This is a genomic window from Desulfomicrobium apsheronum, assembly GCF_900114115.1.
In the GTDB taxonomy this organism is placed as follows: Bacteria; Desulfobacterota; Desulfovibrionia; order Desulfovibrionales; family Desulfomicrobiaceae; genus Desulfomicrobium; species Desulfomicrobium apsheronum.
Genome location: NZ_FORX01000017.1, coordinates 25214 through 42731 on the forward strand (window position 1 = coordinate 25214; position 17518 = coordinate 42731).

Here is a 17518-nt window from a genome sequence, read left to right on the forward strand (position 1 = left end):
TGGCCCGTAAGGTCGGCCCTTTGACGGGCACGGGCCTTCAGCGCAAGAGCGCGTCGGCCAGATTCGACCCGAGCTGTTCGGCCCGGATGAGCGCCTCGCCGTCTTCCTTGACCTTGCCTTTCTCGAACACCCTGAACACGGGCAGCACGCCGATGACTTCGTATCCCAGCGCTTCCAGCGGCAGGCGCATGGCGTCGACTGTGAAGCCCATGTCCCTTTCGTCAACCTGTTCGCAGATGGCCCCGATGACGGCCTTGCGGCCCTGACCGGCCAAGCGGCTGGACCAGCCCCGGGGGCATTCCCGATTGAAATTGTAGAAGCAGTACAGGCGGTCGATGAAGGCTTTCATCCAGGCCGTGATGTTGTAATTGTGGGTGGGTGAGACCAGGATGAGACCGCGTGATTCGAGGATGTCCGGGTACAGGAAGGACATGCCGTCCGTGAGGCCGGTGCAGATTTTGTCCTTCCGGCACTTTTCGCAGCCGACGCAACCCTGAAAACTCACGTCGCGCAGGTGTATGCCATGGGTCTCGACCTTGTGCTTGCGGGCTCCGTCAATCATGGACCTGAGCAGGGTGTCGGAGTTTCCGCCCTTTCTGGGGCTCCCGCCGATGCCCAGTATCCTGGCTTGCGGCGGTTTGAGGTCGGTGCCTTTGCTGATGAGGTGTTCCCGTGCGTTCATGGTCAGGCCTCCTGGTAAAGGGTTTCGGGTACCGGATGTCCGTGCCGTCGTCTGGCTTCGGGTACACCGGGAAGTTTTTTCTGTCGATGAAGGAGGCGCCTGGCCTTCGCCGCGATGAAGGCGTATTTTTCGCCACCAAACCTAAGGGAGAAACACATGCCGCAGACGGACATATATCAACGCATAAGCGCTGCATGCGCCATTCCGAAGGGTCAGGTCGAGAGCGTGGTCGCGCTTCTGGACGAGGGCGGGACGGTGCCTTTCATCGCACGCTATCGTAAGGAGCGCACCGGCGGGCTTGATGAGGTCGCCATCCAGCACGTGCGTGACGCGCTCGAAAGCGGCCGCGAGCTGGACAAGCGCCGTGAGGCCATCCTCGGCAGCCTGACCGAACGGGGGCTTTTGACCGACGCCCTGGGGCAGGCCGTCCGGAAGTCTGTCACGCTGGCCGAACTCGAAGACATCTATCTGCCGTACCGACCCAAGAAGCGCACCCGGGCGACCATGGCCAAGGAGAGGGGCCTTGAGCCTCTGGCGCAGGCTATTCTGGCCGGAAAAGTGGTGCCGGAAGCCGCCGCGTCCGGGTTCGTCAACCCGGAACAGGACGTGCCGGACGTGCAGAGCGCGCTGGCTGGCGCGCAGGATATCATCGCCGAAATCATGAGCGAGGATCGCCGCTGCCGCGAGGGCATGCGCAGGCTTTTTGCGGCGGGGGGCGTTATTGCCTCCACCGTGCGCAAGGGCAAGGACGAGGCGGGCGAGAAGTATCGAGACTATTTCGACTGGCGCGAAACCGCCCGCACGGCGGCGGGGCATCGTATTCTGGCCATGCTGCGCGGCGAGCGCGAAAAGATTCTCTCCCTCTCCCTGCGTCCCGATCAGGATAAGGCCCTGACCGGTCTGGCCAATCTCTTTCCCTTCCCGAAGGGCCCTTGTCACGCGGTGGTACAGGAGGCCGTGGCCGACGGGTATTCCCGTTTGCTGGCTCCGTCACTGGAAACCGAGCTTTGGGGCGAGCTTCGGGCCAAGGCCGATGCCGAAGCCATCGGCGTTTTCGCGGCCAATCTGCGAGAGCTGCTTTTGGCCCCGCCGCTCGGCCCGCGCCGGATTCTGGCCCTGGACCCCGGCCTGCGTACCGGCGCCAAGCTCGTCTGTCTGGATGAGCAGGGCAATCTGCTGCACTGGCAGACGATTTTTCCCGTCGGAGGCAAGGGGCAGGCCGAAGAGGCTGGACGGGTCATTACCGCGCTGGTCAAGAGCCACCGCGTGCAGGCCATTGCTGTTGGCAACGGCACGGGCGGGCGCGAGACCGAGACCTTCGTGCGCGGTCTGGGTTTGCCCGTCGATGTGGATGTGATTCTGGTCAACGAAGCCGGGGCCTCGGTCTATTCCGCGTCCGAAATAGCGCGCCGGGAGTTTCCGGATCTGGATCTGACCTATCGCGGTGCGGTGTCCATCGGGCGCAGGCTCATGGACCCGCTGGCCGAGCTGGTCAAGATCGACCCCAAGTCCATCGGCGTGGGCCAATATCAGCACGACGTCGATCAGACGGCCCTGAAGAAGAGCCTGGGCGACGTGGTCGTGTCTTGCGTCAATCAGGTCGGCGTGGACGTGAACACGGCCAGTCCCGAGTTGTTGGCTCATGTATCGGGCCTTGGGCCTGTACTGGCGACGAACATCGTCGAGCATCGCCGGGAGAACGGTCCATTCAAAGACCGCAAGGGCATTCTCAAGGTCAAGCGGCTGGGACCCAAGGCTTTCGAGCAGTGTGCAGGTTTCTTGCGCATCGTGGGCGGCAAAAACCCGTTGGACGGAAGTGCCATCCACCCGGAGCGCTACGCGTTGGTGGGGCGCATGGCCAAGGACGCGGGTTGCGGCGTGGAGGATTTGCTCAGGGATGAAGGCGTGCGCAAGGGCATCGAGCCTGGCAGATATGTGGACGACGAGGTGGGTTTGCCAACCCTGAGGGACATCATGGCGGAGCTCGAAAAGCCTGGCCGCGATCCCCGTTCGGCGTTCCAGGTTTTCCGCTTCGCCGACGTGCATGACATATCGGACCTGCACCCGGGCATGACCGTGCCGGGCATCGTCACCAACGTGACCCGCTTCGGAGCCTTCGTGGATGTGGGCGTGCATCAGGACGGGCTGGTGCACATCAGCAACTTGGCCGATCGCTACGTGAGCGATCCGGGCGAAGTGGTCCGTGCCGGACAGCAGGTGCGGGTCACGGTACTGGAGGTGGATGCGAAGCGCAGGCGCATAGGGCTGTCCATGCGTACGGGGCAATAGGTTTTTTGAATTGGAGAAAATAGATCCCTGGGCCATATACAACCCATGGGACCTATACGACCTATAAAAAAACCTTCAGGAAGAAGAAGGCCGGTTGGTCAGCCACACCCCGGAAATGACCATGGCGCCGCCCGTGATGAGGGACGAGGTCACGGGTTCGTCCAGGATGACGTAGCCCATGGTGATGGCGAAGACCGGGACCAGGTTGATGAAGATCCCGGCCCTGGCCGGGCCGATGGCCTTGATTCCGGCATAGTACCAGGTGAAGGCCACGCCTGTCGCGATGACGCCCAGAAAGAGGATGTTGCCCCAGTCCACCAGCCCTGCCCGGCCGATGTCCGCCAGCAGGCCGTGGGCAAGGGCGGGGCCGATGAGCATGAGGGTACCCAGCAGGCAGGACCAGGTCACTGTCAGGAGCGGGTCGAGCCTGCGCATGACCCTGCTGCCGGCCAGGGAATAGGCGGTCCAGGCGCCCACGCAGCCGAGGATCATGAGATCCCCGCGCGAGAGTCCGCCGTGAAAAAGGTCCAGGGGATTTCCGCCGGAGAGGACGATGGCTGCCCCGCTCAAGGATAGCAGGGTGCCCAGGATTTTCGCGGTGGTGAGTTTGTCTCCCAGAAACAGGGCCGACATGACCCCGATGACCACGGGCACGGAAGCGATGATCAGCGCTGCCCGACCGGCGGGCACGGTCTGCAGGCCGGTGAAGAAGAAGGCGTTGTAGAGGAAGATGCCGGTCAGGCCGAGAAAGGCGACGGGCAGGATTTCCTTTTTGGGCAAACGCGGGAAGCCGTGGCCTGCGTGCCAGGACCACAGGAAAAGAAAAATCGAGGCGGTCACGAAGCGAAGCAGGGCGGCGGAAAACGGTCCCATGTCCTGGGCCAGGACGCGCCCGGAGATCCAGGTGGCGCCCCAGAAGAAGACGGAGCCGACGAGTTTTGCGTAGACGAGCATGCAGATTCCTGATTGTCGCAAGATGTAAAAAAAAGCTGCTTACGCTCGAAGTGGCGGAGCTTCAAGGGGCGAAAGGTCGAAATCGGTTTTGAAATGACTTGCCCCGCGCCCCCTGTCTTTGCTAGAGTCAGTGCATTCTTTGTTGAATCAATGAACCATGAATATTCCAGGAGAAAAACATGACCGCAAGACTTGCCAGAGAAGAACGCAGGGCGCACGTCATTGACGCCTTGAACCAGGCCCGCGCCATGGAGCTTTTTGCCATCACCCAGTACATGAACCAGCATTATGGCCTGGACAGCATGGATTACGGCGAACTGGCCGCCAAGATGAAGCTCATCGCCATCGACGAAATGCGCCATGCCGAGATGTTCGCCGAGCGCATCAAGGAACTGGGCGGCGAGCCGACCACTTCCTATGAAGGCGAACTGAAAAAGGCCCAGGATGTGCGGAGCATCTACCCCTACGACGCGGTTCTCGAAGACGACACCATCGATATCTACAGCCAGTTCCTGCTGGTTTGCCGTGACAACGGCGACACCATCAGCGCCAAGCTTTTCGAGACCATCATCGAAGAGGAGCAGGCCCACATGAACTATTTCGAGAATGTGGGCACGCATATCGATACCCTCGGAGATACCTATCTCTCCAAGATCGCGGGAACCTCCGCTTCCACCGGCCCTTCTACCAAGGGTTTCTTGATCAGCGGCGGCAACTGATTCTTCCCGGCCCGAAAGCCGTCAGGCGTACGAGCGTGATGCCCGTGCGCCTTTTTGTTTTCAAGGCTCGGGTGAGCCTTCAAACCCTGGTACCGGGGCGTGCTTGTCCCCTTCGGCATGCGAAGCCGATGCTTGACCGGGAATGGTTTACAGGCCAATTTATCGGGCGATCTTGCATGCGCGGGTCCTGTTATCCGTGGCATGAAACCCATTGTCCCTTATACAGACGGGAGTGTTGATGTCCAAATTGCCGGATTTTACTTCGGTCCGTGAACTGCGTTACGGCCTGGATCCCTATCTTGACGCCTGGCTGCTGCATTTCATGACCGAAAACAACATCGAGCCCACAGTCAACCCGGCGGAAAACGCCCAGCAGGAACAGCTGCGTTTCATGGTCGACGTCGATGACGACCAGGTCTTCGTGCCCTGTTCGGACGAGATGTTCGAGAATCTTCTGCACACCCGCCTCTCTTCGGCCCTGCGTCAGGAGTACCGGGAGAAATGGCGCATGCTGGTGCATCTGGCGCGCATCAACATCAAGGATCGTTACACCCGTCGCAAGATTTTCGCCCTGTCCCGGCACAAGGTCCGGCAGGTGCTTCATGCTCCGTTTCTCATTCCTTCCCGATTTTTGAAGCAGCTCATGACCATCTTCATGGCCATGAGCGGGGTGCACGATCCGCAGCGCAAGGAAAAGCGCCAGGCCAACAAGCGCGCCCTGGATTTCATGAACAGCCCGGACATGACCCGGAGCCTTTACGCCTGCCCCGAATCCAACCTGGGCTGCGCCAGTATCAAACACTTGCGCTGGGAACTCGAATTGCTTGAGATGGCCCGCCTTTGCAGGCTGTCGCTGCGTTCGCAGATCTGGGAACAGCCGGACATGGTCCGCGACGACGCCGCCTTTTTCGACAAGATATGTGCTCCGTGGCCGGAATTCGCCGAGATCATGACCAAAATCATGGGCCCATCGAGCGAACAGAGAAAGCTCAAGATTCTGTATTTGCCCGGCAGCAGCGGCGGGATCATCTTCGATCTGCGCCTCATCCGTGTGCTGATCCGGTTGGGGCACAAGGTCATCCTGGCCCTGAAGGAGGGCTTTTGTCTGGACAGCACCGTGATCTGGGACGCAGAGCACGACAAGGCCCTGCAGGAAGCCCTGGGCGAGGCTCTCTTTGTGGAAAACAGCCGCATGAGCAAGAACGAACTCCTGCGCGCCCAGCGCGAGAATCCGCTTCTGGTCATCTCCGACGGCACCCGCGAGCGACTCAACCTGTGGCGCACCAGCGTGACTTTCGCCCGCTCCTGGAAAGAGGCTGACCTGATCATTGCCAAGGATTTCCCCCATCATCGCCGGCTGATCAAGAATTCCCACCTCTTCACACGCGACATTCTGTGCCTCTACAGAGATCGGGATGGGCTGGACCAGGTCCGCTTCAAGGAAAAATCGCCGCGCGTGACCAAGATCACCGAATCTCAGATCGTGGCCCAGTCCGACGCCATCATCGCGCAGATGCGTACGGCCAGGGGAATGGGCCGCCAGGTCATGTTCTACAGCGCCATCATCGGCAGCATACCGGGTCAGACCAAGGTCGCTCTTGGCGTCGTAAACACTTTTGTCTCCCATTTGCGGTCCAGGCACGCCAACCTCCTGATCATCAACCCCGCCGAACACTTCGTTGAGGGTATGGACGGGGATGATCTCATGTACATGTGGGAGCGGGTCCAGCGCAGTGGGTTCATCGATGTCTGGCGTTTCCAGACCGTGGCCGACATCGAGACCAGCTTTGAACTGATGGGTGAGGCGGTCCCTGCGGAATGGCACGGCAAGGATTCGACTTTCTCCACCGGCTGCACCAAGGAGATGAACATCGCCCTTGAAATGCAGCAGAAGCATCCTGAAATGCAGATCATCGGTCCTGATCCCAAGCGCTTTTTCAGGCGCATGGAGTACGGAGTGGGCAAGTATTTCGATGCGCGCATCACGGACAAGGGGCGCGGCCTGTGAGGAGATTGCTTACGGCGTGCCTGTGCCTGGCGCTGCTGTGCGCCTGCGCCGTGGCTCCCAGACAGCCCCTGCTTGTCGAGCAGGGGCCCGATCGAGAGCTTGCGGCGCGTGTCGCGGCCACCGCGGCTGGTGATCCGGCCGCGCTGACCCGGGCCATCGAGCACTCCCTGGTCTACGTGCGTACCCGTCCCGCGGATGGCAAACCTTTCGGTGCGGACGGCCCGGCGTGCACCTGGGGGGAGCTTGGGGACTCGCTGGAGCACATGCGGCTGCTCGTCCCCCGGCTCGCGGAAGATCCGGACCTTCTGGTCCGTGAGTTCCGGTGGCTCGAAGTTCGGCCAGAGCCGCTCATGACCGGCTATTACGAGCCGTGGATGGACGCCAGCCTTGAGCCGGATCCGCGATTTCCGGTGCCCATATACGGACTTCCGGGCGATTTGCGCAGCGTCGATCTGGGCCGGTTTCATCCGCGCTGGAAAGGTCAGCGGCTGACGTATCGTCTGGATGAAAAGGGCATCGCGCCGTATCATTCGCGGGAGGCTATCGACGTTCAGGGCGCCCTGGCCCAGACGGAGACACCCATCGCCTGGACCCGGGATTTCGTCGACGTCTTTTTTTTGCAGGTGCAGGGTTCGGGCCGGTTGAACCTGTCGGACGGTTCGATGCGCCATGTCCTCTACGCAGGCAAGAACGGTCACGAGTACGTTTCCCTGGGCAAGGTCATGATCGAACGCGGGCTTGTTCCGGCGGAGGAAATGTCCATGCAGCGCATTCGGGCCTATCTGCGTGAGCATCCGCACGAAGTCCGGGAACTTCTGAACACCAACCCGAGCTACGTCTTTTTCCGGCTGGAGCAGGACGGACCGCTTGGGGCCATGGGGCGAACATTGACGCCGATGGTCAGCATGGCTACTGATTCAGCCTTTCTGCCCCTTGGCACGATCCTGGCCGTGGATGCCGCGCTGCCGGATGCGGGCGGCACGGAAACACGGACGGCGTTTCTGGGATTGGCCCAGGACCGTGGCGGGGCCATCAAGGGCAGCCGCCTGGATCTTTTTTGCGGCGCGGGGCAGAGGGCCGAATTTCTGGCCGGGCATCTGCAAGCCGAAAGCCGCGTCTATCTTCTGCTCAAGAAATAAGGAATGATCATGCAGCCCATGGACCCCCGGACCCTGAAGGATCTTTTGCGTCAGGCCTGGACGGCGCAGCTCGCGAGCGTGGCCCTGTGGCATGAAGAGGACGCCCCGGCGGACCTCCCGGCGCGTCCCGGCGACGGGCTCGTGGAACTTGTCCTGCGCCAGCATCTGAAGAATTTTCTGCTCTGGCACGTCGAGGACAGGGCCAGGCGCAAGGATGTGGACGACAGCGTCATCACCGGCTGCAAGCGTGAGATCGACGGTCTTAACCAGCAGCGAAACGATCTCATGGAACAGGTCGACGCCTGGCTGGTGCGTGTCGTGGCCGCCTTTACCGCCCAGAAGGACCTGCCCGAGGAGTCGCGCCGCTTCAACACTGAAACTCTGGGCGCGGCCCTGGATCGCCTCTCCATTCTGAGCCTCAAGATTTTTCACATGCGCGAGCAGACGGCTCGCGAGGACGTGGACGCTGGGCACCTTGCGAGCTGCCGGGACAAGCTCACCCTGCTTGAAGCTCAGCACCGGGATCTTTCCCGGTCCATCCTGGAGCTGATCGACGACTATGCTCAGGGCGTGAAAAGCCCCAAGGTCTATTTTCAGTGCAAAATGTATAACGATCCGGCCCTCAATCCGGAATTGTATGCCGCAAAGCCTGTCGCGGGCTGACGCGGGAAGGAGCCAGTATGCGCGATTACGAAGTGGTCATCGGCCTTGAAGTCCATGCCCAGCTGAGGACCCGGAGCAAGATCTTCTGCTCCTGTTCGACCCAGTTCGGGGCCGGGCCCAATGAGAACACCTGCCCGGTCTGCACCGGGATGCCGGGCCAACTGCCCGTGCTGAACGCCCGGGCCGTGGAATACGCGGTCAAGATGGCCATGGCCGTGGATTGCACCGTCAATCGCCGCTCCCTTTTCGCGCGCAAGAACTATTTTTATCCCGACCTGCCCATGGGCTATCAGATATCGCAGTTCGAGCTTCCCGTGGCCGAGCACGGACACATCGTCATCCACACGGAAAAGGGTGAAAAGCGCATCGGCATCACCCGCATCCACATGGAGAACGATGCTGGCAAGAACATCCATTCGTCTACAGACAACGCCTCCTACGTGGATCTGAACCGGGCCGGAGTGCCGCTGATTGAAATCGTCAGCGAACCGGACATGCGCTCCGCCGAGGAGGCCGTGGCCTACCTGAAGAGCCTGCGCGCCATTCTGGTTTATCTGGGTATCTGTGACGGCAATCTGGAGGAAGGAAGCTTCCGCTGCGACGCCAACGTCTCCATTCGCCCTCGCGGGCAGGAGGAGTTTGGCACCCGCGCGGAACTCAAGAACATGAACTCTTTCCGCAACATCCAGCGCGCCATCGAGTACGAGGTGGAGCGGCAGATCGATCTGGTCGAGGACGGGGAGCAGGTCGTGCAGGAAACCCGGCTTTTCGATACGGTCAAGGGCGTGACCCGTTCCATGCGCGGCAAGGAGGAGGCTCACGACTATCGCTATTTTCCCGACCCGGATCTCTTGCCCCTGATCATCGAGGAAGAGTGGATGGACAAGTGGCGGGCCGAATTACCGGAGCTGCCCGAGGCCCGCTGTCTTCGTTTTCAGGACGTCCTGGGGTTGCCCGTTTACGACGCCCAGGTGCTGACGGCGGAGAAAGAGGTGGCCGACTATTTTGAGACCGCGCTTGCGACCTACAACGAGCCCAAGAAGATCTCGAACTGGGTCATGGGCGAGGTTCTGCGCGAGCTGAACGATCGCGGCGTGACGCTGGATGGATGCAAGCTTCGGCCGGAGGATCTGGCCGGGCTGGTCAAGCTTGTCGATGACGGCGGGATCAGCGGTAGCATGGCCAAGGGCGTGTTCAAGGAACTTTTCGAGACCGGCGGGGATCCCGAGGCCTACGTCAAGGCCAAGGGCCTGGTGCAGATTTCGGACACTTCGGCCATCGAAGGCCTGGTCGACGAGGTTCTGACCGAGAATCCCTCGGAAGTTGAGCGCTACAAGGGCGGGGACAAGAAGCTGACCGGCTTCTTTGTCGGCCAGGTCATGAAAAAATCCAAGGGCAAGGCCAACCCGGGGCTGGTCAATCAGCTCTTGGCGAAAAAGATGGGCTAGACGGGCCGCTTAAAATTCATTCTGGGTTGCGTTGCCCCCGATTCTGAAGGGCTCTGCAGTCGGGTGCACGTTGACCTTCAAAATCGATTCGTGTTTTGCCGGAATGAATTTTGAAGATTCTTCGATTTTCTGTGGGGAGTAATTCGCCCGAGGGTATTGTGCTTAAGCCAGAACTCTTGGGCAGCGGCGAGATATGCCTCACAATAGGAATACGGGCGACCTTTTCGGGGCGCCCGTTCTTTTTTCGGAAGAGCCTTGCGAGTGCTTTGAAATCCCTTCGGACCGTACATCCGTTATGAATCAACGTTGTCGATACAGTTGCGTTTCGTTGGGCTAAGACTCGGACCCCGAATTTTTGGACGTCATCCCCGCGAAGGCGGGGATCCATCTTTATAACTACGCCGCTTGGGACGTCCGTTTTCGTCATTCCCGCGAAGGCGGGAATCCATTTCGTAATTTCAGACAATGACCCGACATGAGATGGATCCCCGCCTTCGCGGGGATGACTCTGAAGCAAACGTAACGCTCATGATTCGGCAGGTGTCTTCGCTCAAATTCGTAGATCTACGCAGTCCGGAATAGATTTGCAGAGTTGGCCTATCTTTGCATCAGCGCCGCAGTCAGTTGCACGGCTTTTACCATGTCGTCGACCCGGATGAACTCGTCCGTGGTGTGCACCCGGTTCATGCCGATGCCAAGGTTGATGCAGGATAGCCCCTGGCCGGAGAAGATGTTGGCATCGCTGCCGCCGCCCGTGCCCTTGACCGCCGCGATGAGGTTCAGATCGTTGCAGGCATGCAGGGCGCGGTGCAGGAGTTTGCTGTCAGCGGGGACGTCCATGGCCGGGTAGGAGATTTCATGGCTGAAATCGAAGTTTCCGCCCGCCTCCTGGGCCGCCTCGACGCAACACAGGCGCATGTGCTCGATCTGGGCCATGAGCCTTGCGTTGCTCTGCGCCCGGGCCTCTCCGGTCAGGGTCACGCTGTCCGGGACGATGTTCGTCTGTCCGCCGCCCTCGATGCGTCCGAGATTGGCTACGGTTTCCTCGTCGATGCGCAGGAGTTTCATGCGGCTGATCGCGTTGGCCGCCATCTGGATGGCGCTGATCCCTTTTTCAGGCTCGATGCCGGCATGGGCCGAGCGTCCATGGAAGGTTATGGTCATGCCGGCCTTGGATGGCGCGCGGACAATGATGGTGCCGACGTCCCCGCTCGAATCAAGGACCACGACCTCCCGGGCCTTGACCCGTGAAAAATCCATGTGCTTGGCCCCGAACATCCCGGCCTCTTCGCAGACCGTGAAGAGTAGGAAAAGTTCGGGATGGGGGATGCTGTTCTCCTCAAGATGGAAGAGGGCTTCCAGAATGGCGCTGATGCCGGCCTTGTCGTCGCCGCCGAGGACCGTGTTCGAGGCGGAGCGGATGATTCCGTCGGTCAGGACGGGTTCAACGCCCAGGCAGGGAGTCACGCAGTCCATGTGCGCCGAGAACGCCATGGCGTCCCCGGGGCCGGTGGCGGGCACGCGGGCAATGACGTTGCCTGAGTTGCCGCCGAAAAAAGTGCCCGCGTTGTCGACGTGGACGTCATAGCCCCGGGCGCGGAGCAGGGCACACAGATGGTCGGCCACGGGTTTTTCCTGTCCGGAGGGGCTGTCGAGGCGGACCAGGTCGAGAAATGTGTTTATCAGTCGATCTTTATTTATCATGGGAGTGAGGTTCCTTATGGATGGGAGTTGCCGGGATCATTGCTTTTTGATTAGAAAAGGTCAACAAGTCAGAAATGACTCTGCACTGGCCAGGCAATGTCCACGCTCAATTTTGATTCGCCAAATCATATGGCCAGTCGGCGGAAAATTCAATGAAACAGGGAGCATTCATGCAAAGAGATAACATGGTTGAAACACACAGCACATTCATGGGCTATCTGCTCTGGGTTTTCGGATTCACCGGAGCGCACCGTTTTTATTATGGGCGCCCCATTTCCGGAACGATCTATTTTTTCACCCTGGGTCTTCTTTTCATAGGCTGGATCGTGGACCTTTTTCTGATCCCGTCCATGGAACGCACGGCCGCGCTGCGTTTTCGGCCCGGCCGCATCGATTACTCGCTGGCCTGGATTCTGCTCACTTTTCTGGGCGTTCTGGGCGTGCACCGCATGTATATGGGCAAGTGGATCACGGGCGTCCTCTACATGCTGACCGGAGGATTCTTTCTGATCGGGTATATCTATGATTTTTGGACATTGAACGACCAGATCACGGTCCTGAACGCCACCAACGGCTAGCAGCCTGTCCCGCAACGACGATTTGCGTCGTCACGCCAAAAAATCCAGGCCCGAAGCGTAGGTAACATTACGTTTCGGGCCTGGATTATCATTCATCCTCGACCTCACCATTTTTTGCCGGCCGGCCGGGCGGGCGCGCTTTTCAATAGCCGGTGGGGAGGTACGGGCGTTTCTAGTTCCGTCTTTTAGGCGCGGTGTCCGAGAACCATTTGCGAGCCAGGGTATCGAGTTCTCCTTCGGCCTGAAGAGCCTGTAGCGCCTCGTTTATTCTCCCGAGCAATTCGGGATGGCCCTTGCGCAGCGCGATGGCCACATCGGAGCCAGGGTCCGGGTTGATGAGCGTCCGGATTTCAAGGCCCCGCCGGGTGGCCAGGTATTTTCCGACTTCGAGCGGCATGATGGCCGCCGCTGTTTCTCCGCGAGCCAGCAGGTCCATGGACTCTTCCTTGCTCCAGGTCTGCATGATGCGGATTTTCTGATGGATGCCTACTTCTTTCCAGCGCAATTCCACAAAGGAATGCCTGTCTCCGGTTATGATAAGTCCGAACAGGTCCTCGACACTGGACACGCTGCTGTTTGCCGGGACAAAGACCACATCGTGGCGCGTGGAGTAAGGGGTGGAGAACTCGAAATATCCGTGGCGGAATGCGTTGACCTCCATGCCCACGACCATGTCGACCCGGTCGAAGAGGAGCATGTTTATGATATCGTCCCAATTGCCCTGTTTGAAAAGGGCCGAAACCCCGAGCCGGGCACAGACCGCCTTTGCAACGTCCACATCGAATCCGGCAGGTTCATCATCAATGGCGAATTGATACGGCGGAAATCCGGTCGCAACGCCGCAGGTCAGCGATTCCTGGGCCAGTACGGGAAAGGTACCCAGACAAATGATCAGCACGAAAGATGGTAAAATTCGAATCATGGGAACTCCACGGGAAGTGAGGGGCATTATAATGAGCCTTACCCAATCCTCCGTGTTTGAACAAGGCCGGGATGCGAACTTTCAGGGTCTTTCGTCGCCAATCCCGGCGCCCGGAAATGAGAAACCCGGCCTGGCCGGGTTTGTGTGCTAGTCTTGATCGGGATTGAGTATCTTCTTGTCGAGCACGAAGACCGCTCCGATGAGCAGCAGGACGAACACTATGAAGGAGAAGAATCCGAACCCTCCAGACGAAGGGGCTTCAGCCGTTTCGCTGTGGCCTTCGGCCGTGGCCTTTTCCACGGCTGCTTCTGCATGGGCGGCGTCAGCAGGCTCGGCATGAGCCGGTTCCGCATGAGCCGGTTCCGCATGGACGGCGACATCTTTTGCGGGCTCGGCGTGCATGGCGGCGTCGGCGTGGGCTGGGGGCGTCACTCCACCCAGAAGTTCGGTCTGGCGTGGATGAGCGCCCAGAATGTTCACCTTGCCGGTCAGGATGTCGTACACGGCCCCAACCACCACGACTCGGCCATCTTTGGCGCGGTCAGCGATGGCGTGGCTCTTGCCCAGGAGGTCTTCGATGGCCTGCCAAATATTGGCTTCGATGGCCTTGACGATGAGCTCGGATGTGTCGGCGTCGGGGTGCTCGTGGCGGGCCTTTTCCACCGCAGGCACGATGTTGTCCACCAGGGCGGGGATGCTGCCATGGACCTCTGCTCCGGTGGTCACGGCCGTGACGGCGCCGCAATAGGTGTGACCGAGCACCATCAGCACCGGTGTGCCGAGGTGATCCACGCCATATTCGGCGGACCCGATTTCATCGGTGTCGGCCACGTTGCCGGCCACCTTGATGACGAACAAATCCCCGACGCCCTGATCAAAAAGAATTTCAACGGGGACTCTTGAATCCGAACAGGCGATGACCGTGGCGAAGGGGGCCTGGCCTTCAGTGGTGGTCAGCAGGCGTCTGGAAAAACTGGTGTTGGGGTGGGTCGATTGGCCAAGGGCGAAGCGCAGGTTGCCCTCGGTGAGCATTTTGAGTCCTTTTTCGGGACTTACAGGGTGGACTCCGGGAGCTGACGCCATGGCCGCAAGCGGAGCAAGGACGAGCAGAAATACCAGGACAAGACGTTTGATGTACATGTTGAACCCCTGATTGAATGTTTACGGTGAGCAGCCTTGGCTGCGATCTTGTGCGTGAATGATGCGTGAATGATGCTTGAGAAAAGATTCTCAATATTAGCGCAGCTTCAGGTGCATTTCAAGGAGTGTTGCGGGAAAAAGTTTCTTTTGTGAGGGGTGCCGCTGGACGGGCAATCAAAAAAGCGGCGCGAGGCCGAAGCCATGCGCCGCTTGCAAACGGAGTTTAAGTGCGCTCGCGACTAGGCTTTGAGCACGGTCTTGTCCATGAACACGATCACACCGATGAGGGCGGCGATGAATACGAGGACAAGCATGAAGCCTGAACCGCCGGATTCCTGCCCGGCCTGGGCGTCCTCGGCGGGTGCGGCGTGGGCGGTTTCGGCGGGAGCAGCATGGTTGTCTGCCTGTGCAGCGTCTTCCTGCACCACGGCCTCTTGGGTCTCGGTGTCGGCCTTTTCTTCCGTCACGGCCGCCTGCGGTTCGGTCACGGCTTCTGCTTCGGGAGCGACTTCCTGCGCGGGTTCAGCCGCCTCTTCGGTCACGGTCACGGAAGGCTGTGAGAGCAGGTACTGTCCGACCAGAATTTGCAGTTCGGGGTGAGCGCCCAAGACCTTGACGACCCCGCTCTGCGCATCGACCACAGCACCCACGGCTGAAATTTGGCCCTTCAGTACCGCGTGGATCAGGTCGGGAGAAGCCACCAGCGTGTTGGCATAAACCGCCCAAACCGCTTCTTCGGTCAGGCCGAGAACAACGATCAGGGGAGCGGTGAGATCCGCGCCCTGTACGGCAATCCCGGTCTTGGGCCCAAAGCCGCCTTCGGGCTTGACCACGGCGAGCTGTGATTCGCTGAGGCCGAAGAGATCGGTTGCGGGCACGGAAATGGCCGGATCGGCGATGACTATGGCCAGGGGAGCCGGGGCAAGGCTCTGCTCCAGGACGAATTTTTCATTGCCCAGGGACAGGGCCTTGAGGGCTGCCTCGGGAGCGGCGGCCAGAGCGGACACGGCAACGGCACAAAAGAGCACCGTCAGGGAGAGGATTCTTTTCATGTACGGTTTCCTTATGAAATGAAGTTTGTGGTCTCAAAGAGCGCCCGGGTCCGAATCATCCCCGGAGCACAAGCCTTGTTTGTACGCTTCGATGGCGTCCCGGTACGCGCTGGCCAGGACGTCGCTCCCGCAGTACCTGCAGGAGATGCGCGCCACGGCTCACCTGCCCGTGATCCGCGCGGGCTTGCCACAGATCGGGCAGGGGATGGCGTCGATATCGCGGGATTTATCCTCGCACATCATTTTTCCAGTTGCTGGATGCCTTCCACGACCCAGTGCTTCTCTCCGCCGGATTCATAACGGCTGAAGTGCCATGCCTCGCGAACCTGTTCGGCTGGCGCCGAGGCCGAGTCCTCGCGCAGCATGGTGTCGAAAAGAACCGTGGCGATGGTCTGATTGCCCAGAGTCTTGACTTCAAGAAGAGTGGCTTCGAGCAGCAGGATTTCCGTCTTTCCGGGGTTGGGGTCCGCCGTCGCCTGAGCCTGGATTTCGGCAAAGACGTCCTCAGAGGTGAACTGCCGCAGGTCATTCATGTCGCGGGCGTCCCAGGCTGCCTGAAGGCGGGTGTATGCGGCCTTGGCGCCTTGCAGGAAGTCGTCGGCGTCAAATCCTGCCGGGTAATCGGGGCCCGTAGATGCGGCGTGCTGCTGCGAGCTGCGCAGGTTGTCCCAGGCGCCCCGGTTCATGTCGTGGACCCGGGCGGGTCCTCCTGCGGTCTGCGTAGCCGGTTGGCGGCTTCGCAGAAAGCGCATGAGCAGAAAAAGACCGCCTCCGATGAGCAGGATGTCGATAAACGAGATCCCGGAAAATCCGCCGCCAAAAAAGAGCGAACCAAGCAGGCCGCCCATGAGCATGCCGCCGAGCATTCCTCCGAACATGCCGCGTCCACCCATGGGTGAGGCTCCGGGTGCCGCCTGTTTCGTCTGCGAGGAAGTGGGCGCTGCGGGTTTTTGATAGCTTTTGGAATAGGACGGCCTGCTCCCGAAAGAGCCACCGCCACCCATGCGCCTTGCTTCGGCCAGGTCGGGCATGGTCAGCAAGACAATTCCAAGGCTGAGAATGATGGCTCCCAAGAATGAGAATTTTGTCACAAGTCCTCCTTGATGAGTTTGATCCTGTAACCGATATGGGCACGGGATGGAAACTGGAAACATGAATGCGCGTTATTGGTGAATATAATGATCCGATGAGGATGGGGAAGGGTTGTGCGCGCGGAAGAACAACTCCAAATGTAAAAAAAAAAGGCAGGAGCGAAAAATTTCGCACCTGCCAGGGAAGCCGGGTACCCGAAAACAACTGTTACCGCTGCTTCCTTTCGGACCTGACGGGGTTGGCAGCGTTTCCGCCACCCGGCTTCCCTTTCATTTTTCAAAAATTGGCGGAGAGGAGAGGATTCGAACCTCCGGTACCCGTTGAGGTACACACACTTTCCAGGCGTGCGCCTTAAACCAGACTCGGCCACCTCTCCGCGATCGGGAAAAACGTCTCTATGTCAGAGGACTTTGTTTGGCAAGGGAAAAATTGTCAGGATGAGCATTTTTCCTGGCAATTTCATGTCTTGCTTAGGAATACCGGCATGAACAGGGCGTTTGGACTTGCACGGAGCCATAAGTGTCGCGAAATCGAAAACAGGTTAAAGCTGTTGCCGAACCCAGGCCTGGATTTGGGCGGCGGGCATGGCTCCGGCCTGGCGAGCGGTTTCCCTGCCCTGCCTGAAGAGGACCAGGCTCGGGACGGACTGGATGCTGAAGCGTGCAGGAACGGCGCGCTGGGCCTCGGTGTCCATCTTGGCCAGGATCACCTGGCCCTGGAGGGCTGCGGCGGCCTGGCTAAAGGCCGGAGCCATCATCTTGCACGGCCCGCACCAGGGCGCCCAAAAATCGACCAGTACGGGCAGAGTGGAACGGGTGATGAAGCGCTCGAAGGTCTGATCCGTGAGTTCCACGGGGTGAGCTGGCAGGAGGGACGTGGCGCACTTGGCGCAGACGGGGTTCTGGCGGATGCGCTCGGTGAGGACGGCGTTGACGGTCTGGCAGCTTGGGCAGACAGCGTGTATTTTTTCCATGAGGTTGGCCTCCGGTTTGTGGTGAACTCGAGAACTAACAGGGGATAAACATCCGGCTACGATGGGCAAGGTGATAGGAAGAAATGTGAATGGCACGCGATGCCACAACGTCATCCTCGTGAAGGCGAAAGCCCGCGATTCTCTCAAGATTCGAG

General features: G+C 59.9%; 16 protein-coding genes, 1 tRNA gene and 1 other RNA gene. 7 read left to right on the forward strand and 11 right to left on the reverse strand.

Annotated features, from left to right (window positions below):
- Positions 1–37 precede the first annotated feature (37 nt).
- Positions 38–682: a flavodoxin family protein gene (locus tag BMZ40_RS14470; RefSeq protein ID WP_092377290.1), complete on the reverse strand. Its 645-nt coding sequence runs from the start codon at positions 680–682 to the stop codon at positions 38–40.
- Between the two features lie 156 nt (positions 683–838).
- On the opposite strand from BMZ40_RS14470, the gene BMZ40_RS14475 reads away from it, so the two are divergent.
- Positions 839–2971 carry a Tex family protein gene (locus BMZ40_RS14475; RefSeq protein WP_092377292.1) on the forward strand — a complete coding sequence of 711 codons (2133 nt, stop codon included), beginning with the start codon at positions 839–841 and terminating at the stop codon, positions 2969–2971.
- 75 nt (positions 2972–3046) lie between these two features.
- Here BMZ40_RS14475 and BMZ40_RS14480 read toward each other — a convergent pair whose 3' ends face one another.
- Entirely contained in the window at positions 3047–3925 is an 879-nt protein-coding gene (locus BMZ40_RS14480; RefSeq protein ID WP_092377296.1) for a DMT family transporter, read from the reverse strand.
- 179 nt (positions 3926–4104) lie between these two features.
- On the opposite strand from BMZ40_RS14480, the gene BMZ40_RS14485 reads away from it, so the two are divergent.
- The 5 genes from BMZ40_RS14485 to gatB all read left to right on the forward strand — a co-directional run bounded on the left by BMZ40_RS14485 (position 4105) and on the right by gatB (position 9902).
- Positions 4105–4644: a bacterioferritin gene (locus BMZ40_RS14485; protein WP_092377300.1), complete on the forward strand. Its 540-nt coding sequence runs from the start codon at positions 4105–4107 to the stop codon at positions 4642–4644.
- 238 nt (positions 4645–4882) lie between these two features.
- Positions 4883–6652, forward strand: a complete 1770-nt coding sequence (locus BMZ40_RS14490; RefSeq protein ID WP_092377303.1) for an ARMT1-like domain-containing protein — start codon at positions 4883–4885, stop codon at positions 6650–6652.
- Entirely contained in the window at positions 6649–7791 is a 1143-nt protein-coding gene (gene mltA / locus BMZ40_RS14495; protein WP_092377306.1) for a murein transglycosylase A, read from the forward strand. The genes BMZ40_RS14490 and mltA overlap by 4 nt, the downstream gene beginning before the upstream one ends.
- A 9-nt stretch (positions 7792–7800) precedes the next feature.
- Positions 7801–8454 carry a DUF4254 domain-containing protein gene (locus BMZ40_RS14500; RefSeq protein ID WP_092377502.1) on the forward strand — a complete coding sequence of 218 codons (654 nt, stop codon included), beginning with the start codon at positions 7801–7803 and terminating at the stop codon, positions 8452–8454.
- 17 nt (positions 8455–8471) lie between these two features.
- The gene (gatB, locus tag BMZ40_RS14505) at positions 8472–9902 is read left to right on the forward strand and encodes an Asp-tRNA(Asn)/Glu-tRNA(Gln) amidotransferase subunit GatB (RefSeq protein WP_092377309.1); all 1431 of its coding nucleotides are present in this window, start codon (positions 8472–8474) and stop codon (positions 9900–9902) included.
- A 597-nt stretch (positions 9903–10499) separates the two neighbouring features.
- Here the strand turns inward: gatB and BMZ40_RS14510 are convergent.
- A complete protein-coding gene (locus tag BMZ40_RS14510; RefSeq protein ID WP_092377312.1) occupies positions 10500–11606 on the reverse strand; it encodes a M20/M25/M40 family metallo-hydrolase in 1107 nt (368 codons plus the stop codon).
- 170 nt (positions 11607–11776) lie between these two features.
- Between BMZ40_RS14510 and BMZ40_RS14515 the strand changes: the two genes are divergently transcribed.
- Complete coding sequence (locus BMZ40_RS14515; protein WP_092377505.1) at positions 11777–12184, forward strand: NINE protein; 408 nt, start codon at positions 11777–11779, stop codon at positions 12182–12184.
- A gap of 172 nt (positions 12185–12356) precedes the next feature.
- On the opposite strand, the gene BMZ40_RS14520 is transcribed toward BMZ40_RS14515, so the two are convergent.
- The 8 genes from BMZ40_RS14520 to trxC all read right to left on the reverse strand — a co-directional run bounded on the left by BMZ40_RS14520 (position 12357) and on the right by trxC (position 17363).
- Positions 12357–13106, reverse strand: a complete 750-nt coding sequence (locus tag BMZ40_RS14520; RefSeq protein ID WP_177193192.1) for a transporter substrate-binding domain-containing protein — start codon at positions 13104–13106, stop codon at positions 12357–12359.
- Positions 13107–13253: 147 nt separating this feature from the next.
- Positions 13254–14246 carry a carbonic anhydrase gene (locus BMZ40_RS14525; protein ID WP_092377318.1) on the reverse strand — a complete coding sequence of 331 codons (993 nt, stop codon included), beginning with the start codon at positions 14244–14246 and terminating at the stop codon, positions 13254–13256.
- A 239-nt stretch (positions 14247–14485) separates the two neighbouring features.
- Complete coding sequence (locus BMZ40_RS14530; protein ID WP_092377321.1) at positions 14486–15298, reverse strand: hypothetical protein; 813 nt, start codon at positions 15296–15298, stop codon at positions 14486–14488.
- A 33-nt stretch (positions 15299–15331) separates the two neighbouring features.
- Entirely contained in the window at positions 15332–15454 is a 123-nt protein-coding gene (locus tag BMZ40_RS20065; RefSeq protein ID WP_281243804.1) for a hypothetical protein, read from the reverse strand.
- An 83-nt stretch (positions 15455–15537) separates the two neighbouring features.
- Entirely contained in the window at positions 15538–16389 is an 852-nt protein-coding gene (locus BMZ40_RS14535) for a Tim44 domain-containing protein (RefSeq protein WP_245751119.1), read from the reverse strand.
- 175 nt (positions 16390–16564) lie between these two features.
- An RNA gene (gene ffs / locus BMZ40_RS14540) (signal recognition particle sRNA small type) lies at positions 16565–16660 on the reverse strand.
- Positions 16661–16674: 14 nt separating this feature from the next.
- Positions 16675–16766 (reverse strand) — tRNA-Ser (locus tag BMZ40_RS14545).
- A gap of 165 nt (positions 16767–16931) precedes the next feature.
- Positions 16932–17363 (reverse strand): thioredoxin TrxC, encoded by a 432-nt coding sequence (trxC, locus tag BMZ40_RS14550; protein ID WP_092377328.1) that lies wholly within the window; start codon positions 17361–17363, stop codon positions 16932–16934.
- Between the last annotated feature and the right edge of the window lie 155 nt (positions 17364–17518).